The sequence below is a fragment of the Xanthomonas sp. JAI131 genome (assembly GCF_013410075.1).
Taxonomy (GTDB): domain Bacteria; phylum Pseudomonadota; class Gammaproteobacteria; order Xanthomonadales; family Xanthomonadaceae; genus Xanthomonas_A; species Xanthomonas_A bonasiae.
In genome coordinates this window covers 416,482-432,922 of the sequence record NZ_JACCCN010000004.1, presented here as the reverse complement: position 1 = coordinate 432,922, position 16,441 = coordinate 416,482, and the positions used below count along the sequence as shown (strand labels likewise).

Genomic DNA, 16,441 nt, shown 5'->3' with positions numbered 1-16,441 from the left:
GCCAAGTTCATTCGGAACTGATAGTGACGCCATAGACTTCATAAAAGGGGGCTGCTGGAGGTTCCGGATACTGGCGGCCCACCATCTGCTTGGCGAAGCATCGCAGCGCGGGAACGTTCGGATTGACTAGATACTCGGTCACCTTGCCTTGGCGGTCGACGGTTGCGACGGCCTTGAAGCTGCCGATGCCGGCAGCTCTCGCCTCGGGCGCGCAGGCCTGATACACCTGAGCCCAGAATTGGTTGTGCACCAAAAGCATCTCCCTTTCCCACAGCATGCCGCGGAAGGTCGACGTTTGCCGATCGCTTTCATCCTTCAATCCGTCCCAACGATCGGTGGATGAAAGCGGCGAGCAGTCGGCGCTACTCATGAAAACAGCGAGTACGAATGAAATCGCCAGCAGCGGCCGCATAGCTTTCCTTGGGGTGTACCTGATCTTGAGGTTTGAGCGTATCAGTGTAAGGCTGCAGCCACGCATCCAGCCATCCGAAGAGCAGCGCAAGCCCGCCTCACACGCATGGAACGAAATCAGATCGACCCCGCCTGGCCCAACGCACTGCGCTGGTTCCTTGCGCAGGCCCTGACCAGCTTCACCCCTTGGCATTTCATCACCGAAGCGTCCGAGCTGGCGTTCGCGTCGCGCGCATTCGCTCGCGAGGATGTGAGCGGTGGCGCCGTCTTCACCTTCGCCAGGCGCCAGGACCGCGACGACTTCGCGGGGTTGCTGGTGGTCGATGGACGCATCAGCGACACCGTCGTCTGCTTTCATCCCGTGTTCGCCGACAGTTCCCAGCCATCGCCGCGCACCTGGAACATCGTCGTCGCCAGCTTCGAGGACGTCTTCGCGTTCGTGGCGGGACAGGTGATCCCGGACATGAAGGAATGGGCGCTTGCGGAGGATGCCGCGGAGTTGTGAGCAAGACCCGGCGCTTCTCGGTGTTACCGTAGCTCCAGCCGCCAGCAGGCTTCCAGCGCAGGAGACCCCGATGTTCAAGAACCTCATTCCGAAGATCTTCTACGACCGCCTGCAGGACGGACTCGACTTCTTCGTCGACGGCCTGGGCTTTGCCGTCCAGTACCAGGACGGCACGATGGCGGTCGTCGCACGCGACGGCGCCAAGGCCTATCTGGTCGAGAACCCCGAGTGGGCGGCGAAGGACCGTCCGGAGCTCAGCATCGACACCGACGATGTCGATGCGATCTTCGCGGAAATGTCCGCACGCGTGCCGCATCTGCTCCACCCGAATTGCAACACCGTCGCGCTCCGGCCCTGGGGCTCGCGCGAGTTCGCGATGCTGGACAAGAGCACCGTGTGCGTGAATTTCCGTGAGTGGCCTCCAGAGGAGTGAGCCAGGGCGAGCGGCATCACCCGGATCGTGTCCGCACGCGGTGCGTGCATCACTGCAGTTCGGCGTCCAATTTTCGAGTCCGCCCGCTACCGTAGCTCGGGCAGCGTCGCGATCACCTTGATCTCGAACTGGAGTCCGTACAGTCAGGTGGCGCCGACGGCGGTGACCGTCGGGTATGGGGCGCTGCCCCTATCGGTGAAGGATCGCCAGCCGTGGCTCGCCAATCACCGATGCAGGGTGGGAGCTGTTCTCTTCCCAGGCTTCTGGCGTTCGCGGATACTCGCCGCAACGCCGCTTCCAGGCGCTTACATGACAGCTGGATACCAAGAGAACGACATGGCGTCTCAGAGAGATACGCCCTTCTGCTCGCAAGCTTGCAAGGCGGCTGAACGCAACCGCTCTTTCCGCAGCTGTACGCTGTGCGGCGCAACCTGGAACGGTCAAGGCGGCGCTGCAAGCAAAAACTACTGCAACAGTGCCTGGAAGATTTGCGTTGACTGCGCGACGCTTCAGCAGCGCTGTGTCGTCTGCGCCGAGAGGACGCCGAGGGTGGCACCGAGATGACGTTACGATCCTGCTCCATCGCCATGTTGGTGCTGTCGGTGCTCGCGCCGGCCGCGTACGTCGCCTATTTTTCCTGGCGCTTCAGCCAGTGGGCCGAGACGCAGGACGGTGGCGTGTGCGGCATGCCCCTGCTCGGGGCCTGGGGGCTCGGGTTGTTGGCCATGTGCTTTCTTTCCTTGGTTGCCCTGGGTCTCGGGGTCGGGTCGTTTGTGCGTCTGCCTGCGCCTCGGCCGCGTCGCCGCCTCGCGGAGCTGCTGCTCTTGGCCTTGCCACTTCTCGTGGCTTCATCCGTCGTTGCCGTGGTCGTACTATGGAACTGACGTATTCGGGCGGAAGGTTTCGCAACCGCCCACGCCCCATGTGAGGCCCTGGCAGCATGTTCATGTACGCGGTTTTGGCATTCGCGGTGGTTGGCGGTATCGCTGGCGGTGCAGCGGTGCTGGTCGTGGCGTTCCTGCTTCCTCGCAAGTCGTGCCCGAAGTGCAAGACGCTCCTGCCGAGGTTCCGCAAGCCAAGCAATGCGCGCGAAGCGATGCTGGGGGGATGGCACTGCCCGGCGTGCGGCGCAAGAGTCGCGCGGGATGGCTCGCTCTTGTCCAGTGGTCCCGATGACGGGCTCGCCTGATACTTCAGGCCACATCGCTTCGCCGCATGGCTTAAAGCCTTGGCTGTCGTCGCGTGCAACAGCGAAACCTCAGAAACCTCAGGGTCAAGTTGGCTTCTTAAGTGAATCTGACCCTGTTACTTGGGATGAGACCTTACATCAACCGTTCTTCCATGGCATAGGCCAAGCGGTGCGATGGTGAAGAAGGCGACCACAGGGATCGCAACAGCTGCATCGGAGGGAGTGCGCGACAAAAATGGATCTTCCTCGTGCGCCCAATACGATGCGTCGCTACAGTGACTCGGGCAATGTCGCGATCACCTTGATCTCGAACTGGAACCCATACAGCCAGGTGACGCCCACGGCGGTCACGGTCGGATACGGCGCCTCGCCCCAATACGTGGGCAGCACCTTCCAGACGGTGTCGAACGTGGTGTCGGGGTCGACCAGAAAGAAGGTGACATCGACCACGTCGTCGAATGTACAACCTGCCGCGGCGAGGATGGCGTTAAGGTTGTCGAACGCGCGCCGCACCTGCGCTTCCAGGTTCGGCTCGGGCGAGCCGTCCTCGCGGCTGCCGACCTGCCCGGACACGAACAACAAACCGTTGGCCCGTACCGCCGGCGAATAGCGATTGCGCTCGTACAGGGCCTGTCGCCCCGGCGGAAAAACAACGTCGCGTGTGGCCATCTGTGTTCTCTTCCTCGGCCCGCGCGGGCCAGTCATGACAAGGGCAAGACGGTACGCGCAGGATGCCGGCGGATAAACCGACGCATCGCTGCAGCACTGTTTGTAGAATCCAAACAATCCCAATGCCCCTGGAGCACGGATGGACCGGTTCGAGGCGATGCTGGCCTTCGCGCGGGTGGTCGAAACCGGCAGCTTCACCAAAGCGGCGGAGACCTTGCGCGTCGGCAAGGCCAGCGTTACCCAGGCGGTGCAGCAGCTGGAAGCGCGTCTGCGCGTGAAGTTGCTCAATCGCACCACGCGTAAGGTCAACGTGACGCCGGACGGCGCGGCGTTCTACGAGCGCGTGATCCAGCTGCTGGCGGATCTGGACGATGCCGAAACCAGCCTGTCCGGCGCCGCCGCCGCGCCACGCGGCCGGTTGCGGGTGGACGTGCCCAGCCCGCTGGCGCGCTTGATCCTGGTGCCGGCGCTACCGGCGTTCCACGCGCGCTATCCGGAGATCCAACTCGATCTGGGGGTCAGCGATCGCCGCGTGGATCTGATCGGCGAGAACGTGGACTGCGTGGTGCGCGGCGGCGTCCCCAACGACCAATCGCTGAGCGCCCGGCGCATCGGCGAGCTGCAGGCCGGCGTGTTCGCCGCCCCGGCCTATCTGGAGCGCGCCGGCATGCCGGCGCACCCGCGCGAGCTGGAGGACACGCACCATCGCATCGTCGGCTTCACCGGTTCCAGTCGCGGCAGGAAGATCGTGGCCTATGCCATGCAGCGCGACGGCGAGCGGCTGAACGTGCAAGGCCGCCATGTACTGGCGGTGGACGACGGCAATGCCTATCTCGCCGCGGGATTGGCGGGCATGGGCGTGCTGTGGTTGCCGGACTACATGTCCAGGCCGCATGTGGCCAGCGGCGAGCTGGTGCAGGTGTTCGCCGACTGGCGGCTGGAGCCGATGCCGCTGTACGTCGCGTTTCCGCCCAACCGACACGTCAGCGCCAAGTTGCGCGTCTTCATCGAATGGATCGCGGCGCTGATGGCGGTGCATGCGCCTGTGCTGCATCCATCGAAAGAGTGAGGAAGTTGCGGTCAAAAAGCTGGAGAAGGCAAGAAGAAGGAGTGTGCGCCTGAGGTTGGATATTTCCTCTGGCCACATTTTGTGACCTTCCTGCGGCCCGACGTTTGCATGCCTCAGGTCCGCCGCTTGAACACCGCCTTCAGCCCGAGCCACGCAAGGCCAATGACGCCAGCGAGCAGGCAAACGATATGAAGCTGATCGATGTCAACGACGCGAAACAACGGGTTGCCTGACACCAGTGGCCACAGAGGCATGATGTCCGAATGCATGATGCCGTCAAGCACGATATGGGAGTAAGTCCCGACGAACGCGCCCGACACTGCGGCAGTCCATGTGAGTGGCGGGTGGGGAATCCTGAGAAGTTTCAACACAGCTGAGCTGACGGGTTTGCCAGTGGCCGCCGCTAGACTGCCGATGACCATGGCGCCGAACAGTGTGTGTGTAACGCCGTGGAGGATCGGCTTGTTTTGCAGGATTCCAATCAGAGGCTCGATGTCCATGAGGACTTGCGAGCCGCCAAACACCATAAAGCTGAAATGGCGACCTCCTGCGGCCTTGAAAGCCAGCCCTGGACCGAGATGTATGGGTGTGAAGGGCATTTCGGTCACGGACCTAAGATGTGAGGTAAAACCATATGCCGAGCTCATGATCTCGGAAGGACTGTCTCATGATCCCAGCCTGTGGTGAAGTCGCCTGCCTGCCGCTGTCGTGCGATAAGAACTGGGGTCAGAGTGCACTTCTACGCGCAAGACCTGGACAAAATTACGCTCTGACCCAAATTTTTCGCACTTGGGCGCTGCCCTGATGTGGGCTCGGATTGAATGAATTGTTAGGGTGGAGCAGGCCTACATTGCAATTGAAATGGACACATCCTCAACCACGTCTTTGTCGTCGAATGAGAAGCCAATCGAGCAGTAGCCACCGCCCCGCCAGTTGCTTGAGATCGGGCGAGTAAGGCTGTACCAGTGTCGCGATGTCCGCGGATTGACCCAGTCGGGCTTTCCAAGCCTGCGATAGAGCTCTTGGCGGTCAAGGCCGATGTAGCCATGCAAAATACCGTCAGAAGGGCAGGCGACGGGTGTTGGCGAGGGGTCCCCAACGGGCATGGCGCGGAATGCAGCAAGTTGGCGGCCTAATGTATCCAATCCAGAAGTCGTATGGTTTTGTTCATGCGCAGCAGGCACAGATACCAGAAAAGCGAGTAAGACGGTCGCGAATTTCATGACCTGCACCTAAAACCTGAATTAAGTCGCGCCGCGAAGCGGCATCGGCTTGAATGGACTGTTGGGAAATCAGACCTCATGTCTATATATGGCTGCTTTTTCCTCAACGCTTGAGGTGAAGGGCATTAGGTACGTATCGGAAAATCTGGTTTGCAAAAACAAATGTTCAAGTATTTGCGCCCTTCCAGAGGCCGAGGAGTACATTTCCATTTCCGTCGGCGTGCAAACATACTGCGCAACTGTGGCCGGATATGGGTACGTTACGGCCAGCTGCGCCATATGAGATGGTGAGCATTTGACTAAAGTGTTTCGTGCTTGGATTTCGTTCGTTTGCTCAGGCGAAAGACAGTAGATCATCTTTGATACCGGGTGCATCGCATGCAAAGTTGAGCTTGGGTCGGCGTACGCACCGTAGCCTCCCAAGTCGTAGCCAGCCTCAAGAACTCCACCAACCTCGTCTATAGCAACTGAGTCGCGAGCTAGGTCGTTCTCGCCCTCTTGATTAGCGGCAATTCGAGCCGCAGTGCTCTTGCCGTGTCCCAGAATTACGCAAATCTTGGTGTTGATACGGAATATATCCGCATAGTAGATCCGATCGATCCGTGGGCTTTTAATGAAGCTCAGCATGAACCCCCCTAAGTACGTAGCGCCTGAATTAAGCCGCGCCGCGAAGCGGCGTCCGCTTGAATGAATTGTTAGCTGCCTAACCGAGGCCAAGACTCTGCTTAACCAGCTGTGTTAGTACAGATTGCCAGACTTGGAAAGAGCCGCCGCCAGCCTTGTGCATAAGATCCTTGGCTTGCGACCAAGCTTTTGGTGAGCGAGCCGAAGCCAAGAACTCGTGACCTATCCATGTGACAGTTTTGATTGAAGCATACGGGCTCTTGCGCGAGATATTGGTGCGATCTATCGACTCAACCAGCCCGGCTTGACCCAAAAGGTAAACGTGGTACCCAATTTGCTCATCGGTGTATCCGTCAATTGCTAGCTCGGTCCGACCGAAGCCATGCGGCTTTGATTCCGCAGCTAACAGAATTTGGCGTACGAGGTCCATGTCACGTTGCATGTCGCTCTCCAAGGCATAACACCTGAACTAAGCCGACCCGCGAAGCGGGTTCGGCCTGAATGAATTGTTAGCCCTCAACCGGTGCATGCGTATTTGCCGCCCAAAATGACAGTGCGAAGAGCAAGTTTGGAAAGTGGGAGAGGCGCCAGGTTGAAAGTGAGATGTGATGAAACCCCAACTGTTGATGGGTGTGCTCCGCGCGGCGCTCTAGTGTGCTCTCACTGTTAGTGTCAGATAGCCAAGCATCTACAGCCAACGTATTGTAGCCAGCGAATTGTCCACCGTTCAAGACTACTAGTTCATCGCGAGCGGATGCGACTGACGGCCAGCGATCATGCGGAGCTTTAATTGAGATGCTGCTGTGAAGTAGTTGCTTAACGCCGCTGTGGGATCTGAGTGGTACGTCCTTCCATCGCTGATGATGTGACTTGGCAACTCTGGAGTGCCGGGTTCCGTCTTGATGATATGAGGAATGCACGTCCACCACCCCAGTGAAGTGGCCAATGTAGATGCCGCTCCGACTCTCCGATAACCATAGAAGGTGAAAGCACTCTTCGCCTTGTTTCAGTCCGACTATTACTCGCATTGAGGCCTAACGCCTGAATTAAGCCGACCCGCGAAGCGGGTTCGGCTTGAATGAATTGCTAGGCCGCATTGTTGCCATGTCACTTGCGAGCCCGCAGGTAGAACAGGAAAACGACAAGTGCCAGCCCAACTGCTACCCAGATCATGCCGAAAGTCAGGTTGTACAAGGGTTGGCCGAGAAATGTTAGGAAAGCTTGGTCCAAGCCGCAGTTGCGACGACATGGGCCGATGCCTGCTGGATGTAGGAAAAGCATGATCGAGCCGTAGCCGACCGCGACCAGGCCCACGAGCCAACCGAACGTAATTACGAACAGCGATGGTCGTTTTCTCGTTGAGCTCGAAGATTTCTTGCTCATGCTGCCTAACGCCTGAATTAAGCCGACTGGCGAAGCCAGTTCGGCTTGAATGAATTGTTAGCCCTCTACTCGTGCTTTTTGATCAAAAGCGTATCGGGGTCAAGAAGCAAAAATTGAGACGTCTCGTATGGCAGCAACGGCCTGCCCAGTAGGCTGACCAATTTTGATGACGCATCAGGCCAATGAATCGCGTGAGGGACAACATTTGAGTGCCGGTAGACTTTTGCAAGTTGCGGCGAGCCGCCAATGGCATGAAACGCATTGGACCGAAGCATATCTCTTAAGACCTCAAACGGCTCCATATCAAAGGCGCCAGAAGCTAGGTTGCCTTTTGTACGAAGCTTTGCGATCAAATCTTTCTTGAAGTCCTCAAAGTAGTCTCCAATGAATGCGAGATACTTATTTCCGTTGGTGCCAGACCATCCCTGTACACGACGATGGGTGAAGCGCTGTATGCGCTGGTCGTAATGAATAACCCAAGTTATGAACCTGTTGCGCTTCCATGACCAGCCCGCGAGCAAGAACTGTACAGCAGGCGCATCTTTAGCCGGAATGTTCTTATGGAATGCGAGCATGTGGTTGAACACGCGGATGAGATGCCCTTTTAAGTCCTCTATGTCCAGTGCTCGGCTCAGCGCTTTGGGGTGTTGCTTGACAGCGGAGAGTGCCTGGACGATAAACGGATAGGCGTAGAGTGTCCATCCTGCGAAAGCAAGAACGCAGTCGTTGCGTGGCATTGGGATTACCTTCGGACCACAGTCCCACTCCCCGTATCCGGAAAGGCGGCTGTCAGTGCAAACGACAAGCTCGTGAACCTCTCCTACTCGACGCGTCCAAGCAAGAGCAATTGTCATAGAGGGCTAACTACTATTCGGCGACAGTTTGGATTGTAATCGAGGCGTCTATTCCTGACTTCCTTCGACTAATCTGGCGTGCCGAACTCATCACGCCAATAGATTCCCCTTCGATAGGTGTGTAATCCTTGTGCCTAATCATGGCGTCCTTCGCTATGGCTTATCGATGTGACGGTATCAGCACAATTCGACGGTCGCAAGCACTCTAGTCATCGGGCCGGTAGACGTTTGATTCGTTGTCGCCAGGCTTCCTTTTGCCAACAAGTTGCTTGAAATCGTGGATGGAAATCCATTGACAGGATTCAATGCCAAGTCGCATGATCGAAATGCTGCGGCACATTCCGCAGCCGGGATTGACAGCCTGAAACCACAAGGCGCACCAGCGCCCATTGCTCGATGTCGGCGCTTTTCTTTTGCCCGGCTTTCGGGATGGGTCGCGTGCTCGTCCTTTGGCGGGCGGTGTGCGGAGGCCGAAAGGTCTGCCGGTTCCTTGTGGCCGGTCTGTCAACCGCGCACCGTCCGCCACCTCGGTTGACAGCGAGTCGGTGGATTCCTCAGCACACAAGGAGTCCGATATGCACCGTTTCAACAGAACCACCTTCACTCCCCCCAAGGCTACGTCCGCGTCGCGTACACCCAGGCATCGCGCTCGATCAGCCGACACGCAGGCCGCTGAGCACCCCGCGACCGCCGATGCCTCCCCATTCGGCACACAGGCCGCGGCGCGCTTGCGCTTCCGCGTGCCCGAGCGATGCACGATGAGTTACCAGCACTATGACGTGCGCCGCGCCGAGGATGTCGTTGGCTGTGCGGTGCCCAAGCTGCGCCTGTCCGGGCGCTGGTTGGAGCAGTACGGTTTTGCGGTGGGCGATGCGTTGCGGGTGACGGTGGGGCGCGGGGTGTTGTTGATCAGCCGCGTGCAGGCTGCGGTTGCGCCATCGGCGCCGAATGCGGGGAAGAAGAAGGCGCGGGTAACCCGCGCCGCTTCGCGTGCGCTGCGATCCAAGGTCTGACGTCATTGGTGTGCGCACTTTCGTATGGCGTGCGCCGCCGTGGCCACGCCAGCGTCGCGTGAGGCGGCGACTGGCGTGGTGTCAGTGGTCGGCTTTTGCTTCGATAGCGCTGGCCTCGATCCTTAGATTCACTCGGCGTTTCCAAGATCGAAACGTCGCCCTGTTACCGTGCGCGCCAGGCGAGTGCCTGGCACTTAACAGGGAGCGAGCGTGAACGAGACCGATGCGTATGTCCTCGATTCGATCCGGAAGTGGGTCTGGTCCGGCTACTACTCTAAGTCCGAGATCCGCGAGGAGATGCTCGACGACATTCTGGAAGACGAGTGCGATGAACCGATGTTGCGTGCCGCGGTCGGCAGCCAGTGGCAGGCCAAGCAGCAGGCGGAGCAGGGTTGGCCGTCGCTGACCGATTGCGATCGCCTGGATGCGGTGTTCGAGCAGTTGCACGATGCGGGCATCTGCGCGCTGGCCAATGCCGGCTACACGATGTCCGATGGCCACACCGAGGTGACCGAGGCGGTGGCGGAGGCGCCGGAGGGCGAGTACCGCGGCTATTGTTTCTACCACGGGCAGGATGTGGAGTGCGCGGTGGACGGCGGCGGGTTGTTTATCGCGTTCGGGGATTTGCAGGGTGGGGCGGATGCGGATCTTGCGGTTGGGCAGCAGGTCGCTGCGGCGTTGGTGGATGCGGGGTTTGTGTTGGCGTGGGATGGGACGTCGACGATGCGGATCGCTGTGCCTGGGTTTGTTTGGTTGCGGCGGTTTCGGGAGTAGTTGGGAGTTTTCTTGCAAGTGGTGGGGCGATGCAGATGGCGTGCCTCCGGCAGGCGCGCTGGGCGTTGTCGGTGAGGCGGGTCGCGGCTGAAGCCGCTCCTACAGGGAGCAGGGAGCGGGGAGCAGCGGTTAGCGATGTATTCCGAATGCCGGAGCGGCGTCGTGGCGTCTCCCCTGCACCGCACTCACGGCGTCCGAATGAAATCCACGAACGCTCGCAGCGGCGCGGGCAGGTGGCGACGCCCGGGGTAGTACAGGAACGGGCCGCTGAAACTCTGCCACCACGGTTCCAGCACCGGCTGCAGCGCGCCGCTGTCCAGGTGCGGGCGCAGCCAGTCTTCGAACAGGTGGATCACGCCCAGGCCGCCGACGGCAGCGTCGATGGCCAGGTCCACCGCGGCGCCCAGGCGCACCAGCAACGGGCCGGTCGGTTCGACCAGCACGACTTCGCCGTCGCGTTCGAATTCCCAGGCCGGGATGGCGCCGCTGGCGAACTGGCCGCGCAGGCAGGCGTGCGCGAGCAGGTCGCGCGGGTGTTGCGGGTGCCCGTGCACGGCGAGGTAGCCGGGCGAGGCGGCGGTGGCGAAGCGCTGCATGCGTGGGCCGATCGGCACGGCGATCATGTCCTGCTCCAGCCGCTCGTCGTAGCGGATGCCGGCGTCGCAGCCGGCCGCCAGCATGTCGACGAAGCTGTCTTCCACGATCACCTCCAGCCTGATCTCCGGATAGGCCTTCAGGAACGGGGTGACGATCGCCGGCAGCACCAGGCGCGCGGCGGCGCCCGGCACGTTGAGGCGCAGGGTGCCGCTGGGGCGGTCGCGGAAGCCGTTGACCACGTCCAGCGCCGCTTCCACTTCGCCGAGGGCAGGGATCAGGCGTTCGGCCAGGCGCGCGCCGGCCTCGGTCGGCAGCACGCTGCGGGTGGTGCGATTGAACAGGCGCACGCCGAGGCGGGTTTCCAGGCGCCGCACGGCCTCGCTCAGGCTGGAGGCGGAGCTGCCGCTGAGCCGCGCGCCTTCGCGGAAGCCGCCGCCGCGCAGTACCGCCAGGAAGGCGTAGAGGTCTTGCAGGTCCGTGGTCATTGTTCGAGATCCCGCACAGCCCGTGCCGATTCGACCGGATTATCGCGCATCGGCGCGCGGCCTACAGTGCAGCCCTCATCCGGGCTTCGGCCCACCCCTTCTGGAGGCAGTCATGAGCAAGCTTTCGACAGCTGGCACCTTTTCCCTCGGCGACCGCCGCGTGACCCGCATCGGCTACGGCGCGATGCAGCTGGCCGGGCCGGGCGTGTTCGGGCCGCCCAAGGACCGCGCCGCGGCGCTGGCGGTGTTGCGCGAGGCGGTGGCCTCCGGCGTGGACCACATCGACACCAGCGACTTCTACGGGCCGCACATCACCAACCAGCTGATCCGCGAGGCGCTGCATCCGTATCCGCAGCAGCTGACCATCGTCACCAAGGTCGGTGCCGTGCGTGGCGACGACGCCTCCTGGCTGCCGGCGCAAAGTCCCGCCGAGCTGACCGAGGCGGTGCACGACAATCTGCGCAACCTTGGCGTGGAGGTGCTGGACGTGGTCAACCTGCGGGTGATGCTGGATGCGTACAAGCCCAGCGAGGGTTCGATCGAAGCGCAGTTCAGCGCGCTCGCCGAGCTGCAGCAGCGCGAGCTGATCCGGCATCTGGGCATCAGCAACGCCACGGCCGCGCAGGTGCAGGAAGCGCGGGGCATCGCCAAGGTGGTGTGCGTGCAGAACCACTACAACCTGGCGCACCGCGCCGACGATGCGCTGATCGATGCGCTGGGCCGCGACGGCATCGCTTACGTGCCGTTCTTCCCGCTCGGCGGTTTCTCTCCGTTGCAGTCCGACGCGCTGTCGTCCATTGCGCAGGAACTCGGCGCGACGCCGATGCAGGTGGCGCTTGCCTGGCTGCTGGCGCGTGCGCCGAACATCCTGCTGATCCCGGGAACCTCGTCGGTTGCGCATCTGCGGGAGAACCTGGCGGCGGCTGAGTTGTCGTTGTCGGACGATGTGTTGGCTGCGTTGGATCGGATCGGGCAAGAGTAGCGAGTGGTCAGTCGCTTTCCATGCGCCGGCGTTCTTGTTCTCCCAGCCATAACGAGAACTGGGATGAAACAGCGCAGAACTCGGGCAATGGAACGGTCTTGTGGTGAACGACGTCGGAGCCCGGCAGCTGCAAGAGCACATGCAACGTCCCACCCGGAGGGGCGAGCAGAAAGCCTTTGACGTTGTTCAATGCTTCGGAGACGTTGGTTAGGAAATCCATGCAATGGTAGGCATCTTGCTGCTCTGGGTGGCCAACACGGTAAAGCGCGTCGTCCAGGAGCTTGAACCAGACATCAGGCGTCTTGCCCGCAAGCGATGGATGCCAGAGCGCATTGCTGCTTGCGCACTTGTCCATCAAGTGCCCGCTCAATGTTCCCAAGACGCAACAAGGCTCCGAGAACAGGCCAACTTCAAGCCTGTCGAAAAAGAGCCGGAATCTTCCTGTGACATTAGCCCCGAGAAAGGAGGGGAAGTCAGGGCCAGGTTCGACAATGGCTTCGAGCGCGAAGGTGTCGGGATTGCCGAAGAGCATGTGCCTAAGCCCTAAGTCTGGTCGAGTCGTGCAGCGGCGCTGGGTCGAATGCTCCATTGCATCGCGATAATGCCATTCGCTCAAACGCGCCTTCGGCGATCGATGAATATCCGGCCGAATCAGCGTTCTGGAGCCAGGCGATGGTAGGAATCTTTTCGTGCCTTGAATCTCTTTCGTCTGGCTTTTTGGCACGCAACTCGTCAGCGTCGAACAGATGCATCCGCGCCGCCCTACGGCGCAAACTCCAGCCCCGTCGCCTTCACCCGCACCCGCGCCAGGATCTTGTGCGAGGTCATGTACAGGGTGCGGCCGTCGTCGCCGAAGGCGCAGTTGGCGACGGGGCCGCCGGTTTCGATGCGGCCCAGGCGGCGGCCGTCGGGTGCGAACACCAGCACGCCGCCGGGGCCGGTGGCGAACAAGCGGCCGTCGCTGGCCACGGCGATGCCATCCGGCAGGCCGGGGTTGGCGTCGCCGACGATGTCGGACGCGTCGGCGAAGAGGCGCTTGCCGATGACTTCGCCGCGCGCGTCGAGCGTGTACGCGGTCCAGATCGGCCGCGCCGGGTCCGAATTGGCCACGTACAGGGTGCGTTCGTCCGGCGACAGGGCGATGCCGTTGGGCAGGCTCAGGCTGTCGTCGAGCAGGTGCACGCTGCCGTCGGTGTCCAGGCGATAGACGCCGTTGAAGCGCAGTTCCTTGACCGGGGAGTTGTCCCCGTCCTTCAGGCCGTAAGGCGGGTCGGTGAAGAACACCACGCCGTCGCTGCGCTGGATCAGGTCGTTGGGGCTGTTGAGGCGGTGGCCGTCGTAGGCGCTGGCCAGGATCGTCTTGCGTCGCGTGGCTGGATCGAGCCGGGCCACGGCGCGCGTACCCGAATCGGCGAGCAGCACGCTGCCGGACGGCTCGGCGTGCATGCCGTTGGCGCCGGCCTCGCGCAAGACGTCCAGCGTCGGGCCGGCGTAGCCGGAGGGCTTGAGGAACACCGACAGGCCGTCGCGCTCGGACCAGCGGTACATGGTGTTCTGCGGCACGTCGTTGAACAGCAGGTAGCCACCGTCGCGGACCCAGGCCGGGCCTTCCGACCAGGTGAAGCCTTCGGCGATGCGTTCGATGCGCGCGTCCGCCGCTACCGTGTCGCTGAACGCGGGGTCGAACGCGGTGACATGGCCGATCACGGGGAAGCGCGGCGCGGGCGGCTGGCTCTTCGCACAGCAGGCGAGCAACGCCAGCACGGAGGCGGCGAGCAGGACGCGGGTCGGCAATCGCATCGGAGGATTCCTGGGTGGTGTGGGGCGATGATGCCATCTGCCGGGCGCGTGCTCTTCACCTCCGCGCGCCCGCACGGCTGCGTATGCTCGCGGCCACGGTGGCGCGCCCGTGCGGGCTGCAGCGTGCCGACGCGATGGCTACAATCGCCGGCAACATGCCTGGCCGCGGACACGCGCGACAGGCGTTCAAAGGAGAGGCGCACCATGGACTCTGTTTCCCCCGGCGACATCCGCCCACCGCCGCGCGCTGGGCGCCGGCTCGTGCAGCGCGGCGCGACGCTGCTGGCGGCGGCGCTGCTGGCCGCCTGCGCCGGTGCGCAACCCCCACCTTCATCGATTCCCACTACAAAGGAGCGGGCCATGTCGGAGATGACGCCAGAGCAACTGGCACAAGGCGTAGTGCGGCTGATCCTGGCGATCGGCGGCAAGCAGGACCTGACCCCGGCGCAGGTCGCCACGCATGCGGGCCTGCAGGTGGAGGCCGGCGACACCGCGCATGCGTTCAGCGCGTCGGGCCCGGTCGCCGGCGGCGGGCGCTATGCGCTGGAGTCGGTCGCCGATGCCGATGGGCAGCCGCCGTCGCGGCTGGACTTCACGTTCGCACCGGCATCCGCTGCGCCGGCGCGCTGCACGCAGCCGCTCGGTGCGTACAAGCAGGCGTTGACCGAGGCCGGCTTCGCCGCGCAGTGGATCGCGCCGCCGCGCCTGGGCAGCCCGGGACGCTGGCATTTCGAGCGCGGCGCCGTGGTGGTGTACGCGTTCGTCGGCAACGCTGTCGGCGCGGATGATGCGCAGGCCTGCGTGTCGAAGCTGCAGATCCTGGCCACCGCATAAGGAGATGGGTGATGGCGACCGACGATGACCTGAAGAAGATGGTGGACACGTTCGAGACGGCGCACGCCAAGGAAGGCCAGGCGCTGCGCAAGATGCTGGACAACACGCCCGAGCTGAAGGCGCGGGTGGAGCAGGCGATCGAGCAGAAGCAGCTGTCCGGGTTCGGGCCGCATCCGCGCGACGGCGGCGGCGCGTACCGGCCGGGCACCGGCGAGATCCTGCTGCCGATGGACGTGCTGCGTACCGCCAAGATGGATGCGCCGCGCGACGATTCGGCCAATACCGCGCGGATCATCCTCGGCCACGAGATCGGCCATGCGATCAACAAGGCGGCGATCGACAAGTCCGATGCCGCGTTCAAGGACAAGATCGACGAGATCGCCAGGTCGCCTTCGCCGCACGACTACACCGCGGCACTGAAGGCGCACGGCGCGGAGGAGCGCACGCGCGAGTCCAAGGACGAGATCGCCGGGATCAACACGCTGGCCGACTACGTCAAGCACAGCAATCCCAAGGCGACGCTGAAGGACCTGTACAACGCCAGCACGGAGATGGCCAACTATATCGACAAGGATGGCGAGGGCGCCAAGGCGACCTACAAGGCCAAGGACGGGCTGACCTTCGGCAACGACCTGAAGATCGACGCGAACGCGCCGAAGAACGTCGAGGCGATGGGCAAGCTGTTCTACGACGCGCGCGGCTATCCGCAGAACTACGGTGCGCGCGACCTGGGCCTGGTCGCCGAAGCCGAGGACGCCGCGCAGTTGCGCGATCCCAAGCGTGCGCCGCCGGAAGTGCGCGCCGACCTGAAAGCGTTGGGCATCGACCAAGCCAAGGTGCCGGCGGCGTGGATCCCGAACGGTTTCCGCGATACCGGCGCGACGCCGCCGGCGCCGCGTGCCGGCGCACCTGCGGCCGAGCCGACCGGCGCGGACCGCGCGCTGCACGACAAGGTGCGCAGCGGTGTGGCCCAGGCCGAGCAGGCGCTGGGCAAGGGCTGGGACGATAACAGCGAACGCATGACCGCCAGCCTGACCCTGCTGGCCAGGCAGAGCGGTTTCAGCGAGCGCGACCAGCTGTCGGTGGGCTTCAACCGGCCCACCGGCGCGCACCAGGGCGGCGAGCTGGCGTTCGTGTACCGCGACGGCGCCACGGCGTCGCCCGATCCCTACGCCAACCGCGCGCACATGACGACCAGCGAGGCGATCGCGCGGCCGGCGCAGGAGACCTACCAGCAGCTGCAGGAGCAGACCGCGCAGCAGGCGCAGACCCAGCGCACGGTGCAGGCGCAGGAGCAGGCCACGCAGGCGCAGACCCAGGCCCAGGCCACGTCGCCGCCGGTCCTGACGCGCTGAGCCGCAGCCGTATTGCACGTCGGAGCCGCGCCATCTCTCGCCGCGCGGCGCCAGGCAGGGGCCGCCGCCGTGGCGCGGCCCCTCCGTTCGCCTCATCCGCGACGACAACGGCACCGTGTCGCCGGACGGTCGCTTTCCCTCGCGGTCATGGCCAGAAGGCGTCGGCCGCCTGCACCGCGGGTTGTACGCATAGCCCGCTAGTCATCCTGACTTAATGGCGCTGCCGCGCGACGCCTGCCGC

21 protein-coding genes are annotated in these 16,441 nt (G+C 62.8%); 10 read left to right on the top strand and 11 right to left on the bottom strand.

Annotation, left to right across the window (positions count from 1 at the left end):
- Positions 1 to 7: 7 nt before the first annotated feature.
- Positions 8 to 412 (bottom strand): hypothetical protein, encoded by a 405-nt coding sequence (locus HDC36_RS18340; RefSeq protein WP_179570163.1) that lies wholly within the window; start codon positions 410 to 412, stop codon positions 8 to 10.
- Positions 413 to 517: 105 nt separating this feature from the next.
- Between HDC36_RS18340 and HDC36_RS18335 the strand changes: the two genes are divergently transcribed.
- The 4 genes from HDC36_RS18335 (at position 518) to HDC36_RS18320 (ending at position 2,538) form a co-directional block, all read left to right on the top strand.
- A complete protein-coding gene (locus HDC36_RS18335; protein ID WP_179570161.1) occupies positions 518 to 916 on the top strand; it encodes a hypothetical protein in 399 nt (132 codons plus the stop codon).
- 70 nt (positions 917 to 986) lie between these two features.
- Positions 987 to 1,349 (top strand): hypothetical protein, encoded by a 363-nt coding sequence (locus HDC36_RS18330; RefSeq protein WP_179570159.1) that lies wholly within the window; start codon positions 987 to 989, stop codon positions 1,347 to 1,349.
- A gap of 560 nt (positions 1,350 to 1,909) precedes the next feature.
- Complete coding sequence (locus tag HDC36_RS18325) at positions 1,910 to 2,233, top strand: hypothetical protein (RefSeq protein WP_179570157.1); 324 nt, start codon at positions 1,910 to 1,912, stop codon at positions 2,231 to 2,233.
- A 56-nt stretch (positions 2,234 to 2,289) separates the two neighbouring features.
- Complete coding sequence (locus tag HDC36_RS18320; protein ID WP_179570155.1) at positions 2,290 to 2,538, top strand: hypothetical protein; 249 nt, start codon at positions 2,290 to 2,292, stop codon at positions 2,536 to 2,538.
- 270 nt (positions 2,539 to 2,808) lie between these two features.
- On the opposite strand, the gene HDC36_RS18315 is transcribed toward HDC36_RS18320, so the two are convergent.
- Positions 2,809 to 3,207 (bottom strand): RidA family protein, encoded by a 399-nt coding sequence (locus HDC36_RS18315; protein ID WP_179570153.1) that lies wholly within the window; start codon positions 3,205 to 3,207, stop codon positions 2,809 to 2,811.
- A gap of 139 nt (positions 3,208 to 3,346) precedes the next feature.
- Between HDC36_RS18315 and HDC36_RS18310 the strand changes: the two genes are divergently transcribed.
- The gene (locus tag HDC36_RS18310; protein ID WP_179570151.1) at positions 3,347 to 4,276 is read left to right on the top strand and encodes a LysR family transcriptional regulator; all 930 of its coding nucleotides are present in this window, start codon (positions 3,347 to 3,349) and stop codon (positions 4,274 to 4,276) included.
- Between the two features lie 113 nt (positions 4,277 to 4,389).
- Here HDC36_RS18310 and HDC36_RS18305 read toward each other — a convergent pair whose 3' ends face one another.
- From HDC36_RS18305 to HDC36_RS18280, 6 genes are all read right to left on the bottom strand, one after another.
- Entirely contained in the window at positions 4,390 to 4,875 is a 486-nt protein-coding gene (locus HDC36_RS18305; RefSeq protein WP_343204362.1) for a metal-dependent hydrolase, read from the bottom strand.
- Between the two features lie 246 nt (positions 4,876 to 5,121).
- On the bottom strand, positions 5,122 to 5,499 hold the full coding sequence (locus HDC36_RS18300) for a hypothetical protein (RefSeq protein WP_179570147.1): 378 nt from the start codon (positions 5,497 to 5,499) through the stop codon (positions 5,122 to 5,124).
- A gap of 69 nt (positions 5,500 to 5,568) precedes the next feature.
- Entirely contained in the window at positions 5,569 to 6,126 is a 558-nt protein-coding gene (locus HDC36_RS18295; RefSeq protein ID WP_179570145.1) for a hypothetical protein, read from the bottom strand.
- A gap of 76 nt (positions 6,127 to 6,202) precedes the next feature.
- Positions 6,203 to 6,565: a DUF2513 domain-containing protein gene (locus HDC36_RS18290; RefSeq protein ID WP_179570143.1), complete on the bottom strand. Its 363-nt coding sequence runs from the start codon at positions 6,563 to 6,565 to the stop codon at positions 6,203 to 6,205.
- 665 nt (positions 6,566 to 7,230) lie between these two features.
- Positions 7,231 to 7,506 carry a hypothetical protein gene (locus tag HDC36_RS18285; RefSeq protein WP_179570141.1) on the bottom strand — a complete coding sequence of 92 codons (276 nt, stop codon included), beginning with the start codon at positions 7,504 to 7,506 and terminating at the stop codon, positions 7,231 to 7,233.
- 65 nt (positions 7,507 to 7,571) lie between these two features.
- Positions 7,572 to 8,243 (bottom strand): hypothetical protein, encoded by a 672-nt coding sequence (locus HDC36_RS18280; RefSeq protein WP_179570139.1) that lies wholly within the window; start codon positions 8,241 to 8,243, stop codon positions 7,572 to 7,574.
- Positions 8,244 to 8,935: 692 nt separating this feature from the next.
- Between HDC36_RS18280 and HDC36_RS23575 the strand changes: the two genes are divergently transcribed.
- Entirely contained in the window at positions 8,936 to 9,373 is a 438-nt protein-coding gene (locus HDC36_RS23575; protein WP_255432805.1) for a SymE family type I addiction module toxin, read from the top strand.
- 210 nt (positions 9,374 to 9,583) lie between these two features.
- Positions 9,584 to 10,147 carry a hypothetical protein gene (locus HDC36_RS18270; protein ID WP_179570137.1) on the top strand — a complete coding sequence of 188 codons (564 nt, stop codon included), beginning with the start codon at positions 9,584 to 9,586 and terminating at the stop codon, positions 10,145 to 10,147.
- Between the two features lie 185 nt (positions 10,148 to 10,332).
- On the opposite strand, the gene HDC36_RS18265 is transcribed toward HDC36_RS18270, so the two are convergent.
- Positions 10,333 to 11,229 carry a LysR family transcriptional regulator gene (locus HDC36_RS18265; RefSeq protein ID WP_179570135.1) on the bottom strand — a complete coding sequence of 299 codons (897 nt, stop codon included), beginning with the start codon at positions 11,227 to 11,229 and terminating at the stop codon, positions 10,333 to 10,335.
- A gap of 112 nt (positions 11,230 to 11,341) precedes the next feature.
- On the opposite strand from HDC36_RS18265, the gene HDC36_RS18260 reads away from it, so the two are divergent.
- A complete protein-coding gene (locus HDC36_RS18260) occupies positions 11,342 to 12,211 on the top strand; it encodes an aldo/keto reductase family oxidoreductase (RefSeq protein WP_179570133.1) in 870 nt (289 codons plus the stop codon).
- Between the two features lie 7 nt (positions 12,212 to 12,218).
- Here HDC36_RS18260 and HDC36_RS18255 read toward each other — a convergent pair whose 3' ends face one another.
- Both HDC36_RS18255 and HDC36_RS18250 read right to left on the bottom strand, forming a co-directional pair.
- A complete protein-coding gene (locus HDC36_RS18255) occupies positions 12,219 to 12,827 on the bottom strand; it encodes a hypothetical protein (RefSeq protein WP_179570131.1) in 609 nt (202 codons plus the stop codon).
- Positions 12,828 to 12,973: 146 nt separating this feature from the next.
- Complete coding sequence (locus HDC36_RS18250) at positions 12,974 to 14,011, bottom strand: SMP-30/gluconolactonase/LRE family protein (protein ID WP_179570129.1); 1,038 nt, start codon at positions 14,009 to 14,011, stop codon at positions 12,974 to 12,976.
- Positions 14,012 to 14,215: 204 nt separating this feature from the next.
- Between HDC36_RS18250 and HDC36_RS18245 the strand changes: the two genes are divergently transcribed.
- Positions 14,216 to 14,845 carry a hypothetical protein gene (locus HDC36_RS18245; RefSeq protein WP_179570127.1) on the top strand — a complete coding sequence of 210 codons (630 nt, stop codon included), beginning with the start codon at positions 14,216 to 14,218 and terminating at the stop codon, positions 14,843 to 14,845.
- An 11-nt stretch (positions 14,846 to 14,856) separates the two neighbouring features.
- Positions 14,857 to 16,200 carry an XVIPCD domain-containing protein gene (locus tag HDC36_RS18240; protein WP_179570125.1) on the top strand — a complete coding sequence of 448 codons (1,344 nt, stop codon included), beginning with the start codon at positions 14,857 to 14,859 and terminating at the stop codon, positions 16,198 to 16,200.
- Positions 16,201 to 16,441: the final 241 nt, after the last annotated feature.

Excerpts from the sequence above, each read along its gene's own strand:
- HDC36_RS18340 (WP_179570163.1), bottom strand. The coding sequence starts at position 412 with ATGCGGCCGCTGCTGGCGATTTCATTCGTACTCGCTGTTTTCATGAGT.
- HDC36_RS18335 (WP_179570161.1), top strand. The coding sequence starts at position 518 with ATGGAACGAAATCAGATCGACCCCGCCTGGCCCAACGCACTGCGCTGG.
- HDC36_RS18330 (WP_179570159.1), top strand. The coding sequence starts at position 987 with ATGTTCAAGAACCTCATTCCGAAGATCTTCTACGACCGCCTGCAGGAC.
- HDC36_RS18325 (WP_179570157.1), top strand. The coding sequence starts at position 1,910 with ATGACGTTACGATCCTGCTCCATCGCCATGTTGGTGCTGTCGGTGCTC.
- HDC36_RS18320 (WP_179570155.1), top strand. The coding sequence starts at position 2,290 with ATGTTCATGTACGCGGTTTTGGCATTCGCGGTGGTTGGCGGTATCGCT.
- HDC36_RS18315 (WP_179570153.1), bottom strand. The coding sequence starts at position 3,207 with ATGGCCACACGCGACGTTGTTTTTCCGCCGGGGCGACAGGCCCTGTAC.
- HDC36_RS18310 (WP_179570151.1), top strand. The coding sequence starts at position 3,347 with ATGGACCGGTTCGAGGCGATGCTGGCCTTCGCGCGGGTGGTCGAAACC.
- HDC36_RS18305 (WP_343204362.1), bottom strand. The coding sequence starts at position 4,875 with ATGCCCTTCACACCCATACATCTCGGTCCAGGGCTGGCTTTCAAGGCC.
- HDC36_RS18300 (WP_179570147.1), bottom strand. The coding sequence starts at position 5,499 with ATGAAATTCGCGACCGTCTTACTCGCTTTTCTGGTATCTGTGCCTGCT.
- HDC36_RS18295 (WP_179570145.1), bottom strand. The coding sequence starts at position 6,126 with ATGCTGAGCTTCATTAAAAGCCCACGGATCGATCGGATCTACTATGCG.
- HDC36_RS18290 (WP_179570143.1), bottom strand. The coding sequence starts at position 6,565 with ATGCAACGTGACATGGACCTCGTACGCCAAATTCTGTTAGCTGCGGAA.
- HDC36_RS18285 (WP_179570141.1), bottom strand. The coding sequence starts at position 7,506 with ATGAGCAAGAAATCTTCGAGCTCAACGAGAAAACGACCATCGCTGTTC.
- HDC36_RS18280 (WP_179570139.1), bottom strand. The coding sequence starts at position 8,243 with ATGCCACGCAACGACTGCGTTCTTGCTTTCGCAGGATGGACACTCTAC.
- HDC36_RS23575 (WP_255432805.1), top strand. The coding sequence starts at position 8,936 with ATGCACCGTTTCAACAGAACCACCTTCACTCCCCCCAAGGCTACGTCC.
- HDC36_RS18265 (WP_179570135.1), bottom strand. The coding sequence starts at position 11,229 with ATGACCACGGACCTGCAAGACCTCTACGCCTTCCTGGCGGTACTGCGC.
- HDC36_RS18260 (WP_179570133.1), top strand. The coding sequence starts at position 11,342 with ATGAGCAAGCTTTCGACAGCTGGCACCTTTTCCCTCGGCGACCGCCGC.
- HDC36_RS18250 (WP_179570129.1), bottom strand. The coding sequence starts at position 14,011 with ATGCGATTGCCGACCCGCGTCCTGCTCGCCGCCTCCGTGCTGGCGTTG.
- HDC36_RS18245 (WP_179570127.1), top strand. The coding sequence starts at position 14,216 with ATGGACTCTGTTTCCCCCGGCGACATCCGCCCACCGCCGCGCGCTGGG.
- HDC36_RS18240 (WP_179570125.1), top strand. The coding sequence starts at position 14,857 with ATGGCGACCGACGATGACCTGAAGAAGATGGTGGACACGTTCGAGACG.